Source organism: Mycobacteroides immunogenum, assembly GCF_001605725.1.
GTDB lineage: Bacteria > Actinomycetota > Actinomycetes > Mycobacteriales > Mycobacteriaceae > Mycobacterium > Mycobacterium immunogenum.
Window position 1 is genome coordinate 4,736,259 of record NZ_CP011530.1, and the last position, 19,000, is coordinate 4,755,258.

20 protein-coding genes are annotated in these 19,000 nt (G+C 63.5%); 9 read left to right on the forward strand and 11 right to left on the reverse strand.

The genetic code is table 11. From position 1 onward, the window contains the following. The first annotated feature begins 9 nt into the window (after positions 1–9). The gene (locus ABG82_RS23485; protein ID WP_043076696.1) at positions 10–1,341 is read left to right on the forward strand and encodes an NtaA/DmoA family FMN-dependent monooxygenase; all 1,332 of its coding nucleotides are present in this window, start codon (positions 10–12) and stop codon (positions 1,339–1,341) included. A gap of 3 nt (positions 1,342–1,344) precedes the next feature. On the opposite strand, the gene ABG82_RS23490 is transcribed toward ABG82_RS23485, so the two are convergent. The 4 genes from ABG82_RS23490 to ABG82_RS23505 all read right to left on the reverse strand — a co-directional run bounded on the left by ABG82_RS23490 (position 1,345) and on the right by ABG82_RS23505 (position 4,511). Continuing rightward, entirely contained in the window at positions 1,345–1,845 is a 501-nt protein-coding gene (locus ABG82_RS23490; RefSeq protein WP_043076697.1) for a beta-class carbonic anhydrase, read from the reverse strand. Positions 1,846–1,969: 124 nt separating this feature from the next. Further along, the gene (gene lpdA, locus ABG82_RS23495; RefSeq protein ID WP_043076858.1) at positions 1,970–3,367 is read right to left on the reverse strand and encodes a dihydrolipoyl dehydrogenase; all 1,398 of its coding nucleotides are present in this window, start codon (positions 3,365–3,367) and stop codon (positions 1,970–1,972) included. An 84-nt stretch (positions 3,368–3,451) separates the two neighbouring features. Then, positions 3,452–4,240: a hypothetical protein gene (locus ABG82_RS23500; protein WP_043076698.1), complete on the reverse strand. Its 789-nt coding sequence runs from the start codon at positions 4,238–4,240 to the stop codon at positions 3,452–3,454. After that, positions 4,233–4,511 carry a putative holin gene (locus tag ABG82_RS23505; RefSeq protein WP_078343653.1) on the reverse strand — a complete coding sequence of 93 codons (279 nt, stop codon included), beginning with the start codon at positions 4,509–4,511 and terminating at the stop codon, positions 4,233–4,235. The genes ABG82_RS23500 and ABG82_RS23505 overlap by 8 nt, the downstream gene beginning before the upstream one ends. Before the next feature lie 79 nt (positions 4,512–4,590). Here ABG82_RS23505 and ABG82_RS23510 point away from each other — a divergent pair, with 79 nt between their 5' ends. From ABG82_RS23510 to ABG82_RS23520, 3 genes are all read left to right on the forward strand, one after another. Next, positions 4,591–6,618 carry a prolyl oligopeptidase family serine peptidase gene (locus tag ABG82_RS23510; protein ID WP_043076700.1) on the forward strand — a complete coding sequence of 676 codons (2,028 nt, stop codon included), beginning with the start codon at positions 4,591–4,593 and terminating at the stop codon, positions 6,616–6,618. A gap of 59 nt (positions 6,619–6,677) precedes the next feature. After that, positions 6,678–7,115 (forward strand): PNPOx family protein, encoded by a 438-nt coding sequence (locus ABG82_RS23515; protein WP_043076701.1) that lies wholly within the window; start codon positions 6,678–6,680, stop codon positions 7,113–7,115. Positions 7,116–7,563: 448 nt separating this feature from the next. Continuing rightward, positions 7,564–7,755, forward strand: a complete 192-nt coding sequence (locus ABG82_RS23520) for a hypothetical protein (RefSeq protein ID WP_043076702.1) — start codon at positions 7,564–7,566, stop codon at positions 7,753–7,755. Here ABG82_RS23520 and ABG82_RS23525 read toward each other — a convergent pair. Further along, positions 7,752–8,588: a hypothetical protein gene (locus ABG82_RS23525; RefSeq protein WP_043076703.1), complete on the reverse strand. Its 837-nt coding sequence runs from the start codon at positions 8,586–8,588 to the stop codon at positions 7,752–7,754. The two genes, ABG82_RS23520 and ABG82_RS23525, sit on opposite strands and share 4 nt — an antisense overlap. A gap of 436 nt (positions 8,589–9,024) precedes the next feature. On the opposite strand from ABG82_RS23525, the gene ABG82_RS23530 reads away from it, so the two are divergent. Then, entirely contained in the window at positions 9,025–10,134 is a 1,110-nt protein-coding gene (locus ABG82_RS23530) for a lipase family protein (RefSeq protein ID WP_234707988.1), read from the forward strand. Here the strand turns inward: ABG82_RS23530 and ppk2 are convergent. From ppk2 to ABG82_RS23550, 4 genes are read right to left on the reverse strand one after another with little or no spacing between them, the layout of a single operon-like run. After that, positions 10,124–10,990, reverse strand: a complete 867-nt coding sequence (ppk2, locus tag ABG82_RS23535) for a polyphosphate kinase 2 (protein WP_043076704.1) — start codon at positions 10,988–10,990, stop codon at positions 10,124–10,126. The genes ABG82_RS23530 and ppk2 overlap by 11 nt on opposite strands. A gap of 58 nt (positions 10,991–11,048) precedes the next feature. Beyond that, entirely contained in the window at positions 11,049–12,569 is a 1,521-nt protein-coding gene (locus ABG82_RS23540) for an aldehyde dehydrogenase family protein (protein ID WP_043076705.1), read from the reverse strand. Between the two features lie 42 nt (positions 12,570–12,611). Further along, positions 12,612–13,136: a mycothiol transferase gene (locus tag ABG82_RS23545; RefSeq protein WP_272937555.1), complete on the reverse strand. Its 525-nt coding sequence runs from the start codon at positions 13,134–13,136 to the stop codon at positions 12,612–12,614. Beyond that, the gene (locus ABG82_RS23550; protein WP_052510933.1) at positions 13,136–14,329 is read right to left on the reverse strand and encodes an MFS transporter; all 1,194 of its coding nucleotides are present in this window, start codon (positions 14,327–14,329) and stop codon (positions 13,136–13,138) included. The genes ABG82_RS23545 and ABG82_RS23550 overlap by 1 nt, the downstream gene beginning before the upstream one ends. Before the next feature lie 197 nt (positions 14,330–14,526). Between ABG82_RS23550 and ABG82_RS23555 the strand changes: the two genes are divergently transcribed. The 3 genes from ABG82_RS23555 (at position 14,527) to ABG82_RS23565 (ending at position 17,337) form a co-directional block, all read left to right on the forward strand. Continuing rightward, entirely contained in the window at positions 14,527–14,865 is a 339-nt protein-coding gene (locus ABG82_RS23555) for an ArsR/SmtB family transcription factor (protein WP_043076708.1), read from the forward strand. A gap of 58 nt (positions 14,866–14,923) precedes the next feature. Next, positions 14,924–15,373 (forward strand): SRPBCC family protein, encoded by a 450-nt coding sequence (locus ABG82_RS23560; RefSeq protein ID WP_043076860.1) that lies wholly within the window; start codon positions 14,924–14,926, stop codon positions 15,371–15,373. Positions 15,374–15,585: 212 nt separating this feature from the next. Beyond that, positions 15,586–17,337 carry a PE-PPE domain-containing protein gene (locus ABG82_RS23565; RefSeq protein ID WP_052510934.1) on the forward strand — a complete coding sequence of 584 codons (1,752 nt, stop codon included), beginning with the start codon at positions 15,586–15,588 and terminating at the stop codon, positions 17,335–17,337. A gap of 81 nt (positions 17,338–17,418) precedes the next feature. Here the strand turns inward: ABG82_RS23565 and ABG82_RS23570 are convergent, their stop codons facing one another. Next, entirely contained in the window at positions 17,419–18,366 is a 948-nt protein-coding gene (locus tag ABG82_RS23570) for a YHYH protein (protein WP_043076709.1), read from the reverse strand. Positions 18,367–18,382: 16 nt separating this feature from the next. Next, entirely contained in the window at positions 18,383–18,739 is a 357-nt protein-coding gene (locus ABG82_RS23575) for a cupin domain-containing protein (protein WP_043076862.1), read from the reverse strand. 76 nt (positions 18,740–18,815) lie between these two features. Here ABG82_RS23575 and ABG82_RS28685 point away from each other — a divergent pair, with 76 nt between their 5' ends. Next, complete coding sequence (locus ABG82_RS28685) at positions 18,816–18,980, forward strand: hypothetical protein (protein ID WP_005062233.1); 165 nt, start codon at positions 18,816–18,818, stop codon at positions 18,978–18,980. Positions 18,981–19,000 lie beyond the last annotated feature (20 nt).

The following is a 19,000-nucleotide window of genomic DNA, read 5'->3' on the forward strand; positions in this document are numbered from 1 at the left end:
GAGTCCGCAGTGCCATCGACGAGCGATCGCCAACTTCACCTACTTGCCTTCGGTAACGTGCGCGCGGGCGGCGCCTGGCGACTACCCGGGGTGCGGAACGGCCCGGCCAACCAGCTGAACACCTTGGTCGCCACCGCGAAGGCGGCCGAAGCGGCCAAGTTCGACGCCATCTTCTTCGCCGACGGCCTCAACTTTGGCCCGGAGGCAACCTGGGCGCACAAATCCACAGAAGACTTCGAACCGCTCACGGCCACCTCATATCTGGCCGCGGTCACCGACCGGCTGGGGTTGGTGGTCACCGGCTCGTCAACCTTTCAGCCGCCGTATCATCTGGCCCGCCAACTGTTATCGCTCGACCATCTGAGCGCTGGGCGCGCCGGATGGAACCTGGTGACCAGCTTCGCGCAGGCCGCCGCCGCCAACTTCGGCGAGCGGGGCTTTCTTCCGCACGACGAACGCTATCGACTGGCCGAGGAAACCCTACAGGTGGTGAAGGCGCTGTGGCATTCCCTGGACCCGGACACCGTCGTTGAGGATCGCGAGACGGGAATCTACAGCGATGTCAACAAAATTCACGTCACCAACCACGACGGAGAGTTCCACAAGGTCAAGGGGCCGCTCGGCGTCACACCGTCTCGCCAAGGCCAGCCGGTGATCTTTCAGGCGGGGTCCTCAACCACGGGTAGGGGCTTCGCCGCCAAACACGCCGAGGTGGTCTTTACCGGACAAACCGATATCGACCGCGCCAAGAACTTCTACCGGCAGCTCGGTCGCGAGGCCCGCACCGCCGGACGAGCCTTCGGTCCTCTGATCACTCCCTCACTCGGCGTGGTCGTCGGATCCACCGAGGCCGAGGCACTTGCCGCGGAAAGCACCGTCTATGAACACTTCATCCCCGAGTATCAAGCCGGGTGGCTACTCGAAGTTGACGTCGACGTCGTCGGGGCCGACCTGGACGGACCGGTGCCCGCAGCGGCGTTCCCGGATAGCACCGAAACCCACCAGACAGCCCTGGCTGGGTACAAACACCTTGCCACCGTGGGTAACCCGACAGTCCGCGAGTTCCTCTACCGCACGCTGAACGCCTTCGGCACCCGGTTTGTCGGTTCCGCTGACCAGGTAGCCGATCAGATCGAGTCGTGGTTCACCGAGGAAGCGGCCGACGGCTTCATTCTGAGCACCTCCGGATTGCCCGGACAGTTCGAACTGTTCACCGAGCATGTGGTACCCATCCTGGTGCGCCGCGGGCTTTTCCGCGCGGAGTACACGGGGTCGACCCTGCGCGAGCATCTGGGCTTGCCGTGGCCCGCGCCGGTGCGCACACCCGCCCTGCTCGCCTGAGCGCTACGGTGCCGCCGTGACCTCACGCAATGTTCCGTCGGTGACGTCGTACACAAAGCCGCGCACGCTGCTCTTGCGCGGTATGAACGGGTCAGCCGTGATCCGCGCGAGGGATTGCCGCACATCTTCGTCCAGATCGGTGAAGGCTTCCGCAGACCAGGCGGGCTTGATGCCGATCTCGTCCTGAATCGCCCGCTTGAACCCGTCGTCGGTGAAGGTCAGCATTCCGCAATCGGTGTGGTGGATGAGGATGATCTCCTCGGTACCCAACAGCCGCTGCGAGATGGCCAGCGACCGGATCTCGTCCTCGGTGATCACTCCGCCCGCGTTGCGGATGACATGCGCGTCGCCCTCGGTAAGGCCCAGCAGCCCATACGGATTCAGCCGAGCGTCCATGCACGCGACGACGGCCACCTTGCGGCCCGGAGGCAGCGGCAGCGCGCCCTTGTCGAAGCTGGCCGCGTAGGCCTGCGCATTCTTCAGCAGTTCGTCTGTGGTGGACATGGCGCGAAGCTATGCGCAGACACGCATCCGGTCAACGGTTACAAGCGATCTGATCTCAGCCCACCGGCAGACACGTAGTGCACGCACCATGGCGGGGTAGGCACTACGTGTCTGGGGCCAACAACTAGAAGTTGATCATGTGGCCCGCGAGGCCGTGGAACGCTTCCTGCAGCGCCTCGGACAACGTGGGGTGCGTGTGCACGTTGCGGGTCAATTCGTTGACGGTCAGATCCCACTTCTGTGCCAGCGTGAGCTCAGGCAACAGCTCGGAGACATCGGGGCCGATCAGATGTCCGCCGATCAGCTCGCCGTACTTGGCGTCCGCGATCAGCTTGACGAAACCGGTCGGATCGGCGAGACCGTGCGCCTTTCCGTTCGCGGTGAAGGGGAACTTGGCGACCTTGACGTCGTATCCCTCGGCACGGGCCTGTTCCTCGGTGAGCCCGAAGCTGGCCACCTGCGGCTGGCAGAACGTGGCCCGGGGCATCATCCGGTAGTCGCCAAGTTCCAAAGTCTCTGCACCGGCGATGGTTTCTGCGGCAACCACGGCCTGCGCCTCGGCGACGTGCGCCAGTTGCAGCTTGGAGGTCACATCGCCAATCGCGTAGATGTGCGGCACATTGGTGCGCATCCGCTCGTCGATGGCGATCGCCCCACGGTCGGTCAGCGCCACCCCGGTGTTCTCCAAACCGAAGCCCTCGACGTTCGGCGCGAACCCGATGGCCTGCAACACCTTATCCGCGACGAGCTCGGTTTCCTGCCCGTCCTTGCTCACCTTGACCGTCACCTGTGAACCGCTATCGGTAATCGACTCGACCTTGGTACCGGTGAGGATTTTGACGCCCAGCTTCTTGTACTGCTTCTCGATCTCCTTGGACACCTCGGCGTCCTCGTTGGGCAGGGCCCGTGGCAGGAACTCCACGATGGTGACGTCGACGCCGTAGTTCTTGAGCACGTAGGCGAACTCCATACCAATGGCGCCCGCGCCGGCGATGATGATCGAGCCGGGCAGCTCACGGCTGAGGATCTGCTTCTCGTAGGTGACCACGTTCTCCGATAGCGAGGTCCCCGGTACCAGCCGCACACTGCTGCCGGTGGCAATGATCACGTTCGTGAAGGTCAACGTCTCGGTGGCGCCGTCGGCCTTCGTGACCGTCAGGGTGCTGGCGTCGGTGAAAGTACCGACGCCCTCGTACTCGGTGATCTTGTTCTTCTTCATCAGGAAGTGCACACCAGCCACGCGACCCTCGGCGACCTTGCGGCTGCGATCGAATGCCGCACCGAAATCAAAGGTGGCCTCACCGCTGATGCCGAAGGTCTTGGCTTCCTTGGTGAAGATGTGGGCCAGCTCCGCGTTTCGCAGCAGCGCCTTGGAGGGAATACACCCGACATTGAGGCACACGCCGCCCCAATACTTCTCCTCGACGATGGCTGTCTTCAAGCCCAGCTGGGCAGCGCGAATGGCCGCGACATAACCACCGGGACCGGCTCCGAGAACGACGACGTCATAGTGTGCAGTCACGAACTCCACACTAGTAGGGCGGAGATTGCACGGGAGAGTGAACTCCCTCTCCCCGGGCGCGGATGAAAACCAAGCGGGCGAAAACTACGCCCGGTCTCGGTACTGGATGCCCCAACTGCGCAGCGGCTCAGGACACAACGACTTGACGCCGGGCACCGAGGGGGCCGTGCACGCCACGTAGCCGTACTTGACTCCCGCGGCAGCCACCGAGATGGCGGGCGCCGTCAAGACCGCGAATGCCAACGCGACAATCAGCGGGCGGGGCTCGAACATGGCCAGCAGCAGCGCGACCAGTACGCAGGCGAACACCCAGGCCAACACGTACTCGACCGCCACGATCCGGTCATGCGGCAGCAGCGTCGCGAACCAGTTCTGATAGAGCAGCAATCCGACCGCACCGGCGGGAATCCAGGTTCCCAGCAGTATCAGCAACAGCACCCAGCGCTTCAAGAAGGCGGGCTCGCGCTCGGCGCGCACCCGGATCGGCTTGGCCGACTCCTCGCCAAGCACAGGTACCGCACCGGTGTACGGGTCGGGCGTCATGGCTTCAGCTCGTGAGCGGCCGACGGCCGCCGGTATCGCGCCGGTGCGGTCGTTGCCGACGTCGAACGCTTCGGTCAGCGGCAGCGCATCGGTGTCGATACGACCGGTAGGGACAAGATCGTCGTCGTCCCGGAAGGCAGAGAACGCGGTGAACGTGGCCGTATCCAGGCCATCCCTGGCCTTGCCGTCATCGATGGGCACGGCCAACGGATCGGCGAGGTCACCCTCGACGACGCTCGGCTGGTCCACATCGTCCACCAACTCTGTGGTGACGCCTTCTGCTTCTGCGCCCGTCTTCTCGACTGTGTTTTCCGCGTTCTTGTCAGACACCGTGAATCACCTGTATCGCCGCCAGAATCCCAAACCACCCCGGAGCGATCGCCAAAATGAATGCCGCCACCGCGGTCATCCATTTGCGAGTGGACGCGATCAAGATCAGAAACCCGATCAGGCTCGGCACCGCCACGATCAGGCCAATGACCAGATCCGGCCGTACGGACTCGTGCGCGACCAGGACGCTCGACATTCCGGCGCCTAATCCAACTGCTATCCCCAGCAGCATCGCGCTAGCGACAATTTGCGCGCGTGGCAGTGGTATCACGAGAAAGCTCCTGCTCGGTCTTTTAGATCGCCCCCGGGCCACCTTCGACCATACTGCGATCACTGGCACACTTGCTCAAATGACGTCGGCGCGCCGCTCCCCTGACCCATATCTCTGGCTTGAAGATATCGGCGGCGACGAGCCGCTGAGCTGGGTGCGCGGTCACAACGCGACCACCACCAGCGAGTTTTCCGGCACACGTTTCGACGCGATGCGCGACGAGGCGCTGGCGATCCTCGACACCGATGCGCAGATCCCGTATGTGCGCCGCCGGGGCCAGTACCTCTACAACTTCTGGCGCGACGCCAACAACGCTCGCGGTCTTTGGCGGCGAACCACTTTGGATCGATACCTCCAGGACGAACCGGAGTGGGATGTCGTCATCGACGTCGACGCGCTGGCAGCCGCGGAAGACGAGAACTGGGTCTGGGCCGGGGCCACCGTGCTGCGCCCCGAATTCCGCCGCGCGCTGGTGAGCCTGTCGCGTGGCGGGTCGGACGCGGTGGTTGTCCGCGAATTCGATCTGGAAACAAGGCAGTTCGTCGCCGATGGATTCGATCTGCCCGAGGCCAAGACACAAATCGGGTGGATCGACGCGGACACGGTGTTCGTGGGCACCGACTTCGGGCCGGACAGCCTCACCGATTCGGGATATCCCCGCCTGGTCAAACGCTGGAAGCGCGGGCAATCGCTCGATGAGGCCGAGCTGGTGTTCAGCGGCGAATCCTCGGACGTGACGGTGGGTGCCAGCTTTGACGACACCCCCGGGTTCGAACGCACCCTGATCAGCCGCGCCACCGACTTCTTCAATTCCGAACTGCACGAGTTGACCGCCGACGGCGAGCTACGGCGCATCGACATCCCCACCGACGCTTCCCCGTCGGTACACCGCGAGTGGCTACTCATCGAGCTCAAGTCGCCCTGGGAAGTTGGCGGCGCCGAATACTCGGCGGGCACGTTGCTGGCCGCGCGGTACCAGGATTTCGTTTCCGGTGACCGTGTTCTCACCCCGGTGTTCGTTCCCGACGAGCACGCGAGTCTGCACCACTACGCGTGGACCCGGGACCGGCTCACTGTCGCGATCCTGCGTGATGTGGCCAGTGAGATCGTGGTGTTCACCCCGGGTAGCTGGCACTGGGCGCCGCTGCCCGGCGTTCCGGACAATGCCACCACCCAGATCGTCGCCATCGATGACCTGGGCGACGAGATATTCCTCGACACTTCGGGTTTCACGCAGCCGTCAACGCTGCTGCGCGGCCAAGTAAGTGCCACCAGCGCCTCGGTGGCACCCATCAAATCGGCGCCATCTTTCTTCGACGACGACTCCTTCGCGGTGGCGCAACACTTCGCACGATCCGACGACGGCACGGCGATTCCCTATTTCGTGGTGCGCGCCAAAGGATCTGACGTAGCCGGACCCACCTTGCTCGGTGGATACGGCGGCTTTGAGGTCGCCCGGACGCCCGGGTACGACGGCGTTCTGGGCAGGCTGTGGCTCTCCCGGGGCGGCACATATGTACTGGCCAACATTCGCGGCGGCGGCGAGTACGGGCCGGCCTGGCACACCCAAGCGATGCGCGAAGGCCGCCACCTCGTGTACGAGGATTTCGCCGCCGTGGCACGGGACCTGGTGGCGCGCGGCATCACCACCGCAGCGCAGCTGGGCGCCCAGGGCGGAAGCAACGGGGGCCTGCTGATGGGCGTCATGCTCACGGCCTATCCCGAGCTGTTCGGCGCCCTGGTGTGTCAGGTGCCGCTGCTGGACATGCGGCGCTATCACCTGCTGCTGGCCGGAGCCTCCTGGGTTGCCGAGTACGGCGATCCCGACGCCCCAGAAGACTGGGAGTTCATCTCGAAATATTCTCCCTACCAGAATATTTCCACCACCCGGCAGTACCCCCCGGTGCTGGTGACCACCTCTACCCGCGACGATCGGGTACACCCAGGGCACGCACGCAAGATGACCGCGGCCCTGCAAGAGGCGGGGCAACCGGTCTGGTACTACGAGAACATCGAAGGTGGGCACGGCGGCGCGGCCAACAACGAGCAGTCCGCGTTCAAGGCGGCGCTGGCCATCGAATTTCTCTGGCGTCAGCTGGCACCCTGAGCCCAAATCTCAGGGCGATCCCCGATGCCGTCGAGCCTTCGGCGGCGGAGGATTGCCGCATGAGCGAATCCAACACCGTTCCACCATGGGTCAACAAGATCGTCAGGGGCCTCCTGCGCAGTCCGCTACACCCCGTGCTCAGTGGCAATATCGCACTGTTCACCTTCACGGGGCGCAAGAGCGGCAAGGAGTACAACGTCGCCGCCACCTACGTTCGCGACGGCAACGTGCTCACCGTTTTCACCGATCGGGCCTGGGCCAAGAATCTGCGCGGCGGCCGACCGGTCACCGCACTGGTGCGCGGCAAGCGGCTGGAAGGCACCGCGGAACTGTCCACCGGGCCGCAGATCGCGGGGCCGCTGGCCGAACTGTTGCGCCGGGTGCCGCGTGATGCCAAGTACCACGATGTGCGCCGCAACGCGGACGGCAGCCTGAACCAGTCGGATATCGACCGGGCCGCCGCCGGTGAAAGCATGGTGACCGTGCACCTGACGTGATGCGCACCACGTGCCGACCAGGCCGGTCTCGTACATCACGTTGCCAATCCAGCCAATCGCGACGTAGCGGCACACTGACCCGCCTGCAGTTTGCTCAGCCGCCTTTTCGGCCAGCGGGCACCCGGGGTTGGCCAACCAAAAACCGCAGCTCAAAGGTGCTAACTGTAGCTAGCACTCTGCATAGCGTCAGCTATCCATCCAGTTCAGAGACATGCAGTTGTCGACATGCAAGCCCTTTTGCGTCGGGCCCTGTTACCGAAATCGAGACCTAGCCGTTACCGTCGCGGGTTGTTGCCATCAAGTGAGCTGAGCTAGCGTGATAACTAACTGAATTATTGGCCGCGGCAAAGTTGCCTGGCTGGCGAAGGTACTGGCCTTCAGCTCCGGAAGTGCTCAGCTGCATTTCCGGATGACCGGTAGTGAGAGCCCCAATGCCGTGAGGTGCACGATGACAAACAACCTATTCATCGGGTTGAGCGAGAACGGATGGGACCACGCCCCGTGGGACGCCGAACCAGAGTTCTCGCCGTCCGAGCTGGACATCCTGTTGGATCGTCGGCTGTCCGTGACGGACGCCGCCGAACGTATCGGATGCGTGGAGCACGACGTGCAGCGCATCCGCGACGCACACGCGGCCTAACGACGCAGCAGGCCGCCCACCAATCCAGACACCACACCGATCACGATCACCAACCCGCCCACGGCCATCGTGAGGCTCAGCCAGTGGTGCGCGTTGCTCACCGCCGCGGTGACCACGCCGTCGGCCACCTCCCGTAGATCGCCGGTGACGCGGCTCAGTGGCCGTTCCAGATAACGCCGACCGATCTCCAGCCCTGCCCAGCCCGCCGCACCCACCAGCAGGGCCGAAATACCCAGTCCGGCAAGGCCCTTTGCGCGGCTACGTACTGCCAGCTGGGTCAGGCCGGCCAAAATGAGCGTGAGCCCGAAGGCAATCCACACCGCTAGTTGGCCGAAACGGGCCACCGGAACCAGCCGGCCCGGCGTCAGACCCGCCAACTTGTCCTCGGTGACTGAGACCTTCAACGTCTCGGGCGCCTTGACGGAAAGACCTTGCGGCACCACGCTCTTGATCATCGGGGCCACATCGATCTGCCAGCCACCCTGCGAATCACGCTGCGCCGAGCTTGAGTTGGTGAACAACCACTGATGCGCCATCCGATTCACCGACGCGAAGTCGGCCGGGAACTGCGGCCCGCTGGTGTACGAGGCCGTCAGTTCTGCCACCTGAGTCTCGTTGACCCGTGATCCCTGCTTCTTGCTCAGCGACACGATCTCGGTGGTGAGCTCCTCCGCGATCGCCTGCTGCACCCTAGGATCGGCGGCGGCCGGGGCCGTGAGTGCCACGTAGCCGTTCTCATCGACAATCCGGGACTGAGTCCAGGCAGCCGTGATGGTCACGGCCAGCGCGGCGGTGGTCAGCAGCCACAGCAGGACCGCGAACAAGAATCGCATCGAGCCCAGGTTAGTCGAGTCGACACCAGGCAGGCGATGCGCAAGCGCTCACACGGCCGCGTATCGACAGACATAACGCGACAGGGTCAGCACCTAGTATGTGCGACATTTACTAGTTATTGTCTTACATTTGAGGCGTCTCTACCAGTATGTGTAGGCGTGTTGGCAGGTGTGCAGCCATATCGAGGGGGCTTTGGTGATTACAGGCGCGACCGACGCAAGCGAGTCCGGCCAAACGAGGCCACTAGGGCAGATCTGGGAAACGTGCGATCAAACCCCCATGCTGCCGAGTCACGATCCGTTCTATCGGCCGCCTACAGGGTTTCAGAGCGTCCGGGAGGGCACGGTACTACGTTGGCGCCGAGTAGATTTGGCCCTTTTCGGCAAGATCAGGCAACGCGTGGACGCCTGGCAGTTGCTCTACCGCACCAACAACATGGACTTGCGGCCAGAGGCCGCCGTCACCACCGTGGTGCTGCCGGCCCGCACTCATGCACAGGCACCGCACCCCTTGCTGGCCTATCAATGCGCAATCGACGCAGTGGCCGACCGGTGTTTCCCCTCCTATGCGCTGAGGCATCGTTCTCGCGCGCTGGGTGCGGTACCTCAGTTCGAGTGGCCCCTGATCGCCAACGCAGTTGCTCAAGGATGGGTGGTATCTATTTCCGACCATGAGGGACAAGATGGACGCTTCGTAGCACCACGGGAGCCTGGCTACCGCGTTCTGGACGGAGCACGCGCGGCACTGAGCTTTGCGCCCCTGGGTTTGAACCGGAGTTCACCGGTGGGCATTTGGGGCTATTCAGGCGGGGGTATGGCCAGCTCGTGGGCAGCCGAGATGGCGCCGACCTACGCGCCGGAACTCGGAGTGGTCGGAGCAGTACTGGGCGCACCGGTCAGCGACCCAGGCGAGCTGTCACTACGACTGAACGGAACCAAATACTCCGGGCTGACCGCAATCGGTATCGCCAGCCTGCGGCGCTGTTACACCGGATTGGACTCGCGCATTGCCGCCCATATCAATACCGCCGGGCAGCGAATCTTGACCGCAGCTGGCCAACTGGACACTATTCGTGCGGGAGCCCGGTTTGCCAACCAGAACTTCGACAAGCACTGCGACATCCCCCTTGAAGAGTTCATGACTCAACCCGAGATCGCGGAGGTTTTCAACGATGTGCGGTTGGGTCAACACGTACCCGCGTGTCCGACGCTCGTCCTCCACCCCCAACATGACCAGATCATCGACGTACGCGACGTCGATGCTCAAGTTGAGCGTTATCGAGCAGCCGACGGACAAATCAACTATGTACGCGACGGTTGCAGCGAACACATCACCCTGATGCTGCTGTCTGCACCGCTCGCGCTGAATTGGTTGAAAAACCGGTTTCTGGGCACCGTCTCTGAAACCGGACAGAATGTTGCGGTCTTCTCAATAGCACTGTCCACCAAGGCCATCCGCGGCTACTTCAGCATGCTCGTTACTATGCTGAAGATCGTAATGGCACGGCCCCTGGGCCCCGCCTACACATCAAGGTCTAATCCGTGAGCGCGCGCCCCAGGATCAGCGGATCGGCCTGACCGACAACATCGACATCCTTGTCGTCGTAGTCGAACTTGCTCAGCACATGGCGCATCGCGTTCACACGAGCGCGCTTCTTGTCGTTGCTCTTCACCACGATCCACGGTGCGTGATCGGTGTCGGTGAGCGAGAACATCTCTTCCTTGGCCTTGGTGTAGGCATCCCACTTATCCAAGGACGCCAGGTCCATCGGGGAGAGTTTCCACTGACGCACGGGGTCAACCTGCCGAATGGCGAAGCGGGTGCGCTGCTCGGCAGCCGACACCGAGAACCACAGCTTGGTCAGGCTCAGGCCGTCGTTGACCAGCATCTGCTCGAAAAGCGGTGCCTGGTGGATGAATTCGGAGTGCTGCTCGTCGGTGCAAAATCCCATGACCCGCTCGACACCGGCGCGGTTATACCAAGACCGGTCGAAGAACACCATCTCTCCGGCAGCGGGCAGGTGCGGAACGTACCGCTGGAAGTACCACTGGGTACGTTCCCGCTCGGTGGGCTTCTCCAACGCGACCACGCGGGCGCCGCGCGGGTTGAGGTGCTCCATGAACCGCTTGATGGTGCCACCCTTGCCCGCGGCGTCGCGTCCCTCGAAGAGGATGACGTGCCGGGCGCCGGTGCGCTTGCTCCAGTTCTGAAGCTTGAGCAGCTCGATTTGCAGCAGCCGCTTCTCCAGCTCGTACTGGTGACGGCTCATCCGCTCGTCGTACGGGTAGTTCTCCCGCCAGGTGTCTACCGCGACACCGTCGGGCGCAATCAGTACCGGGTCGTCGTCATCGTCGTCATCGACGGTGTAGCCCTCCGCAGCGGCGGTAATGGTGTCGGTCACCGGCGAAAACTAACCCCGGCAATCGTCTTTCGGATGGACAGTGAGTAAACGGCCGGTGTCAGCGACGGAACGGGCGCAGCGCTTTGTTGGAGAGCTTGGTCAGACTCTTGAGCGCGACCGGCGCCAACCAGCTCGGGCCGCTGTACCACAGCGGCTCGCTGGGCAGCGTGACTCTCGTGTCGACGATGGCCTCGGTACGGCAGTACTTGCGCAGTCCGTCCGCGCCACCGAAGCGTGACCCGAGCCCCGATCCCTTCCAACCGCCATGCGGAGCGGTCAGGCAGGACAGATTCATGATCACGTCGTTGATGTTGACGGTGCCGCAATCAAGTTGCAGCGCAACACGTTCAGCACGCCGTCGATCCTTGGACCACACACTCGCCGAAAGCCCGTACTCGCTGTCATTGGCCAGGGCGATGGCCTCGGATTCCTCCGAGTACCGCATGATCGGCAGTGTCGGGCCGAAGGTCTCTTCCCGCATGCAGTCCATGGAATGGTCGACGTCCACCAACACGGTCGGCGCATAAAACGTGCCATGGCCCGGGATGCGCGCACCACCGGTCAGCGCCCGCGCGCCGGACGAAACTGCCTGACGCACATGCCTGTCCACAACTTCAAGCTGGTTCTCGTCGATCATCGCGCCCACGCTGTGATCCAGGCCCGCGCCGATTTCCAGGCCGCGTACCTCCTCGACCACCAGATCGACGAACTGCTCGTAGATCGAGTCGTGCACATACACCCGCTCGACGGATACGCAGGTCTGCCCCGCGTTGAACATGCTGCCCCACACCGCGGCATGCGCGGCGCGCTTGACGTCGGCGTCGGGCAGCACCAGCATCGGATCCTTACCGCCGAGCTCCAGGCTGACCGGGGTAAGGCGCCGTGCGGCGCGTTCCATGATCTTCTTGCCGGTGGCCGTTGACCCGGTGAACTGGATGAAGTCCACGTTGTCCACCAGCGCCTCGCCCACCTCGCGTGCACCGTGCACCACCTCGAAAACCGGGGGCCCACCGATCTCTGCCCAGCCGTTGGCGATGAGTTCATCGGAAAGCGGGGTGCGCTCAGAGGGCTTCAACAGTACCGAGCAGCCGGCCAGCAGCGCCGGGACCACATCCCAATAGCCGAGTGCCACAGGGTAATTCCACGGCGAGACGACGCCTACGACCTTGCGGGGGCGTTGGTGCACGGTGATCTTCTTGGTGTTCATCGCGATCGATGACGCGGGCCGCGTCTCCGGAGCCAGAAACTCTGCGGCCCGGGGCGCGTAGTACGCGATGATGGCCAGAATCGACGGGATCTCGATGCCACCGTCGATCTTGGACTTGCCGGTCTCGGCGATCAGCTGGGCTTCGATGCGCGGGGTGTTGTCGATCAGCCACTGGGCGAATCGGGCCAGAACTTGCCCGCGTCCCTCCGGGCCGAGTCGCTCCCACGACGGCTGCGCCTTCGCCAACTGCGCGACAATTCCCGGGATGTCCCCCGGATCGGTCCAGTTCACCCGGCCGACGACTTGCCCATTGGCGGGATTGCGCACGTCATGGGCGGTATCGCTGGCAAGGTTTTCAGACGTCGTTGTCATTAGTCGAGTCTAGGCACGAGATGACCCGCGTGGCCATACCCACTAGTTGGTTGGAATGATCCCGCGTAAGTACGCGGCCTGGCCCAGATGCTGCGCACAGTCGTCGACAATGCTGACCAACCGGACGCTCGCGGTAACCGGTGGATCCCAATGCCTGTCGACGACGCGCGCGAGTTCGGAGTCCGTCAGGGTGTTTACGTACCGCAGCGTCATGTCGTGCACGTCTTGGTAATAGCCGTTCAGCTGATCCGCCGTCGCCACCACCTTGGCGACATCCTCGGGCGTGTGTCCGTAGCCGTTGGAATCGGCAGGCAGATCAAGACCGAACCGCGGCTCCCAAGCCTGCGCGGTCCACACCGGCTCGGCACCGGTCATGGCACAGATCTGCACGTCCTGACACCGTGCCGAATGCCAGATCAGCCAGGCGATGCTGTTCGCATCAGGCGTGGGCCGATAGGTCAGGGCCGGATCGGGCAGACCACCGGTCACCTCACCGACGTGCTCAATGATCCGAGTAAAGCTGTCACGCAACAGTTCCCGCGCCGACGCTGCCGCTTCGAAATCCATCATGGATTGACGGTACGCCGTGTCCTGGGTGCCGGGTTATCTGTCGGTTTGGACATCGCGAGGGCACCAGCACCGCAGGCGCAGAAGAGAACGGCCAACACCGGCAACACCAGTGCGGTGTTGAGCGAAAACGCGTCGGCCAGCCATCCGATGAGCGCAGGCCCACCCAACACCGCGATGTACCCGGTTCCGACCACTCGAGACAGCACCCGGCCCTCGTGGTGTTCGTCGATGTTGCCTGCCACTGTGAAAACCTGCGGAACGCCACCCGCCAGCCCGAGGCCCACGGCCGCCCAACCCGCCATCGTGAGCGGCAGCACCGGCGACAAGATGACGATGAACAAGCCGGCGGCGGCGAGCGCACAACCCCAGCGCACCACCAGCACACGTCCGACGCGTTCTACGAGTTTGTCGACGGTGAACCGGCCCACGGTCATCGCGAGCATGAACACTCCGAAGGCGAAGGCGCCCTCGGAATGAGAGGCGCCGAGGTGCTCCTGGGCGTGCAGACTGCTCCAGTCGGTCGCCGACCCCTCCGAAAGCATGAGCAGGAAGGCGAGGAAACCGAGCACCAAGACCTGCCCACGTCGGTACTTCATCGGAGGACACATCGTGTACGGCACCGTGTCCGGAGCTTCCACTTCGCCCGCCCGCAGCTTGTTCCGGAGCAGCACGGTAGCCGAGCAGCTGAGCAGCGCCAGACACAGGACGGTGACGCCGATAACCGTCGCCCACACCTGGATGTGCAGCGCGAACGCGGCCGATCCGATGGCCGCCCCCACCACGTTGCCCACAGAGAAAACCCCATGGAACGAGGCCATGATCGGCCGTCCATAGAAGCGTTCGACATCGACCGCAGCGGCATTCATGGCGACATCGGTGACACCGACCGCCACCCCGCACAGAAACGCGCCGATAGCAGCCACGGCAACCGAATGGGCCGACAACGGAATGTTGACCCCGAGCGCCATGGCGGCGCCCCCGGCGACGGCGATGGGTCCACTGCCGAATCGATCGACAAGTAGGCCGCTGAGCTGCATACCCGCCAGTGCGCCGAGGCCCAGTCCCAGCACCACGAAGCCGAGAATGGTCGACGACATGCCGGTGGCCTGCTTCATGGTCGACAGGTGCACAGCCCAGGTCGCCACCACGAGCCCGAAGGACGCGAATACGCCGATAACGGCAACCCGCATACGCAGCGGTTTCGTCAAGAAATAGTCCTCACCTCGGCGTTGTGCCAGTGATCGTGAGGCCCACCACGACCTTGGCGAGCAGCACTCACCGGTACCTCCTGACCACAGTACTGACCATGCCTGGGTGCGGCCGCAGCGCCACTTCGGGGCAGCAAATATCCCTTGACATTCATATGATCATATAGTGATATGAGGGCATGGACGCCTTCATGGTGATCGCAGACCCGACCCGGCGCCGGATCATCGACACTCTCCGCGGCGGCTCGGCCGATGTCACCACCTTGATCGAACAGCTAGACCTTTCACAGTCGCTGGTGTCCAAGCATCTCGGCGTTCTCCGGGATGCCGGCACTGTTCGCGTAGAGGTCGCCGGTAAGCGCCGCGTCTATCACCTGGCCGATGACCCCCTGCCCGCCGTGCTGGCCTGGGTGACTCCGTATCACCGCACGTGGGCGAGCGCCCTCGACCGCCTGACAACGCTCCTCGATGACAACGCCGACATCCACGACAACAAGAAGGAAGACACTCGTGACTAATCCCCTGGATGCCACCCTCGCCCCGTGCGAGGACCACGAGGGCCGGTGGGTCCTGACCATGTCTCGCGATCTGAACCATCCTCCGGACAAAGTGTGGCCCTGGCTCATCGATCCGGACAGGCTGCGCCAATGGTCCCCCGCCATACCCAATCGCCCGCTGGATTCGGTCGGGGACGCACAGGTTCAGGAGACCAAGGCCGACCCCGTGCTCGACGGCGAAGTGCTCGCCGTTGACCCACCGCGCGAGCTGATTCAGCGATGGGGCCCAGACGACACACTGCGCTGGCGAATCGAGCCGACCGACAACGGCTGCCGGCTCACCCTCGAACACTCGATGACCGATCGCGGCAACGCCTCCGGAAACGCGGGCGGTTGGCACATCTGCCTGGACACTCTCACCCTGGCCGTCGATGGGACGCCTCGCGGCCGCGTCGTCGGTATGGACGCGATGAAATACGACTGGCAAAGCCTCAATGACGGGTATACGGAGATACTCACAATCAACTAACAGACGACAGCGAATTCCGGTATTCCACTTCAAGATTCGGCGTATTAATCTTCGTATCGACAGCCCCGGGGGAGCTCTACCGAGGGGCCATGCATATGGAGGGGATCATGGCTGGACGCCATTCTGAAAAAGCTGTCAGTCGTCGGGCGCGAATGGCAAAAAAGGACCGTGCCCGGCGCTCCTCACACCGGAAGATTTCGGCCCGAAAGGGTGTGGCGGCCACTGCCGCCATCGCGGCGACCTGCGCTGTCCTGGCTCCGGTGATAGCCCAGGAAAAGACCATTGCCGTCACGTTGACGTCGACCGTGATCGGTGTCGGTGGCCTGAAGGACGGCACCAGCACGCTGTTGAAAAACAAAATTGGCGGCTCTTTCCTGCAGGGCGCCGATAAATACACAGGGATCAACTATCCGGCCGCGGTGTGGCCCGTCAGTGGCCTTACCGCCCCCACCCTGGACCAGTCGGTGGCCCTCGGTTCGAAAAACCTCAATACCGCATTGAACAATCTCGATACGAATGAACCGACGACGATCGTCGGGTACTCACTCGGCGCGGTGGCGGTGAATAGTTGGCGCAAGGAGCACGGCGAGCAGGCAGCCAAAGATGGCCGGGACATCCAGTTCTACCTAATCGCTAACGCCTACAAGCCCAACGGCGGCATCCTGGCCCGATTCCCGGGCCTGTTCCTGCCCATCGGCATCTCCTCACAAGCCCCCATCGACCCCAAGGATGGGTTCAAGACCATCGACGTCACCAACGAATACGACACGTACGGTGACTTCCCCGCCTACTTCAACCCACTGGCACTGGCGAATTCGCTCATGGGGATTCAGTACGCACACCCGGACAAGTACTACGACGATGTCGACATCTCAAAACTGACGCCGATTGAAGATCCGATCACCAAGACGAAGTACTACCTGGTGCCCAGCAAGCATCTCCCACTGCTGCAACCGATTCGCGACTTCACCGATCAGTTCGGCGCGTCCTTTGTGCTCGACGCCATCGAGCCCACGCTGCGGGTGTTCATCGATATGGCCTACGACCGCCAGACCAGCCCGGGTCAGCAGACACCATTCGGCTTGTTCACACCGATCAAGAACATCGTCGATGCCCTGAACAAGTTGCCCGGCGCCATTCAAGAGGGCGCCCACAACTTCGAGAACGGGCTGTCCGGCATCGCGCCGAAGCAACCGGCTCCGGCCGCAGATCCTGCGAAAACCCCTGCGGCGCCGTCAGATACCAAGACGAAGACCGAAGAAAAACCCGTCACAACCCCCAAGACACCCGACCAGATCCTGACTCTCACTACGCCCCAACCGGTGACGCCCACCGCGCCCACCACGGCGCCCGAGCCCATCACCGTGACGGTCGGAGCAGTCACCACGGCAACGCCGGCCTCTCCTCCTGCGGTTCCAGCCACGCCCGCGACGCCGAACGTCACCCCGGCGACTTCCACCGCGGACACCACTTCCACCCCGGCAGGACAGCCCGCCACGAAGGTGGAAACCAAGACCCAGGAGAACAAGACTCAGGAATCCAAGCCCGATGAGAAGCAGGCGCCGACTGTCGACAAATCCAACGACACCACCAAGCCAACCCTGCACCAGCCCAAAATTCCTGCCGCACAACCGGGATCAACTCCCAAAACACCCAAGCTGCCCTCGATCCGAGACAGCCTGAAGTCGGTTCCGGGCGTAGGCATCACCAAGTCGCCCACCACCGCACCCACCGGCGGTGGTACCGAAACCGGCACCGGAAACAACAGCGCCGGTACCGAGACGAGCTCCAGCAAGACAACTGGCGATACCGGAACCAGCAGCACCTCCAAGACCGGCAACGCCACTTCGGCAGATCACACCAAGCCCGATCACACCAAGCCCGATCACACCAAGTCCAGTGAGCACTCGGGTTCCGGCGACCACTCCAGCTCGAGCGGGCACTCAAGCGGCAACGCGGCCTGAAACCGTACCGAGTCTGCGTCTCACGACATTTTTGGCCCGAAAACCGTCGCGTGAGGCAGACTCGCACTCGACTAAGGCGCCTCAGCGGCCCGGGGGCACTCCCGGCGGCTGCACCGTGGTGGGCCGACCCCGAAAGCAGTTGACCGAGTAGGGATAGTCCTGCGTCATCACGTAGTGATAGGTCTGCACATCGCGTCCGTCGATCTGCACGCGACTACTGATGCCGTGACATTCGTCGAGATCCCTTGTGGTGAGGATGTTTCCGTCACCTATCCGAGCGCCCGTGATGGGAAACCCGTCCAGCGCGTAGCCCACAACCTCGGCGACACCCGCTTTCGCCAGACAGGGGCTGGGTGTGTGGTAGTGGTAGGTCCCCGTCACCTCCGGGTGCCCGGCACAATCGTCTTGCACCTCCCACGCTCCCGCATCGCGCCCGCCGGCATCCAGCGCACTGAACAGCACCACGCCCGAGAGCATCACTCCCACTTCGTGCCCGACGCACTGTGGGGCCCCGTAGGTGGGCTCGGAAGCCAGCACATAGGTGAGCTCTTGCGCCGTGATGGCATTCGGATTGCGGTCGTACTGATAGGCGGTGTCATCGGTGGCGACCGGGAACCGCCCTGTGGTGTGGTTGCGGGGCAGGTCGTTGGTCTTGATGACCCGGACAGCGTCGGACGTGGTCTCGGAGAACTCGCCGTGGTGCTGCACGTGCCCGTGGACGTGCTCCTTCCTGTCCGGGTAGTACCACTGACCGTCCTCGGAAAACCAGGGTCCACGCGCGTGCGCGCCGATGGCCGCGCCCGCGGCGAAACTCTCCGCGTAGCGCGGACAGGCATACACATATCCCCGGCGCGGGGCTTCGGTCACTACTTTTCCGTCCCCCACGGGCAGCCTGCCGTCGGCGAATACGTCGCCATAGTTACGGCCAAGATCGAGCGTGACCGGCGCCTGATCCTCATGGGTTGACGCGGAGCAACCACTGATAGCCGCGACACAGATCAGCCAGATCACAACCCCCGCGCACCGCACGGGGACAAGTCAAACATCACCCTTCCGGGTAGAACAGAAAAAGCACGCAACCCTGCTCGGACTGGGGAATGTGCCAGGACTGCGCCGGCGCGTGCAGAAATGTGCCCGCCGGATAGTCATTCACCCCGTCATTGAGCACACCGGACACCACATACACCTCTTCCGGCCCGGGTCGATGATGGTCCTCCCCCACCCACACCGCTCCCGGCGCGATGGTTGTGATCAGGGCTTTCGCACCATTGTCGTCCTCCCAGAGCGGCTGGAAGGTGACTCCCGGAAAAAGCTCGATGGGTTCGACGTCGGCAGCCGATTTCCACGCATATCCCGGCGCGTTGGGGCCGAACTGCGCGGGATCACCCTGGGCAATTGTCACCACCAGATCAACCCGATTTGACGCCCAGGGCATTCCTCGTGTGGGCCGCCGACGTGGCGTCGCCTAGAATGGGTGAATGCCAGCCAAGACCGACCCAGCCGCTATCGACGACCTCGAGCCGCTGACGGACGAGACTGCCCATCAGGCTCAGCGCGTCGTCGCCGCCTACGCGAACGATGCCGACGAGTGCCGCATGCTGCTCGCGATGCTGGGCATCGGGCCAACCAAGGTCGACGCGTAACTCGATACGTTTCCCTTCTG

Coding starts and splice junctions, on each gene's coding strand:
- ABG82_RS23490 (WP_043076697.1), bottom strand. CDS start 1,845: ATGTCCACCACAGACGAACTGCTGAAGAATGCGCAGGCCTACGCGGCC.
- ABG82_RS23510 (WP_043076700.1), top strand. CDS start 4,591: ATGACGTCGGCGCGCCGCTCCCCTGACCCATATCTCTGGCTTGAAGAT.
- ABG82_RS23515 (WP_043076701.1), top strand. CDS start 6,678: ATGAGCGAATCCAACACCGTTCCACCATGGGTCAACAAGATCGTCAGG.
- ABG82_RS23520 (WP_043076702.1), top strand. CDS start 7,564: ATGACAAACAACCTATTCATCGGGTTGAGCGAGAACGGATGGGACCAC.
- ABG82_RS23525 (WP_043076703.1), bottom strand. CDS start 8,588: ATGCGATTCTTGTTCGCGGTCCTGCTGTGGCTGCTGACCACCGCCGCG.
- ABG82_RS23530 (WP_234707988.1), top strand. CDS start 9,025: ATGGACTTGCGGCCAGAGGCCGCCGTCACCACCGTGGTGCTGCCGGCC.
- ABG82_RS23540 (WP_043076705.1), bottom strand. CDS start 12,569: ATGACAACGACGTCTGAAAACCTTGCCAGCGATACCGCCCATGACGTG.
- ABG82_RS23545 (WP_272937555.1), bottom strand. CDS start 13,136: ATGGATTTCGAAGCGGCAGCGTCGGCGCGGGAACTGTTGCGTGACAGC.
- ABG82_RS23550 (WP_052510933.1), bottom strand. CDS start 14,329: ATGCGGGTTGCCGTTATCGGCGTATTCGCGTCCTTCGGGCTCGTGGTG.
- ABG82_RS23555 (WP_043076708.1), top strand. CDS start 14,527: ATGGACGCCTTCATGGTGATCGCAGACCCGACCCGGCGCCGGATCATC.
- ABG82_RS23560 (WP_043076860.1), top strand. CDS start 14,924: ATGTCTCGCGATCTGAACCATCCTCCGGACAAAGTGTGGCCCTGGCTC.
- ABG82_RS28685 (WP_005062233.1), top strand. CDS start 18,816: ATGCCAGCCAAGACCGACCCAGCCGCTATCGACGACCTCGAGCCGCTG.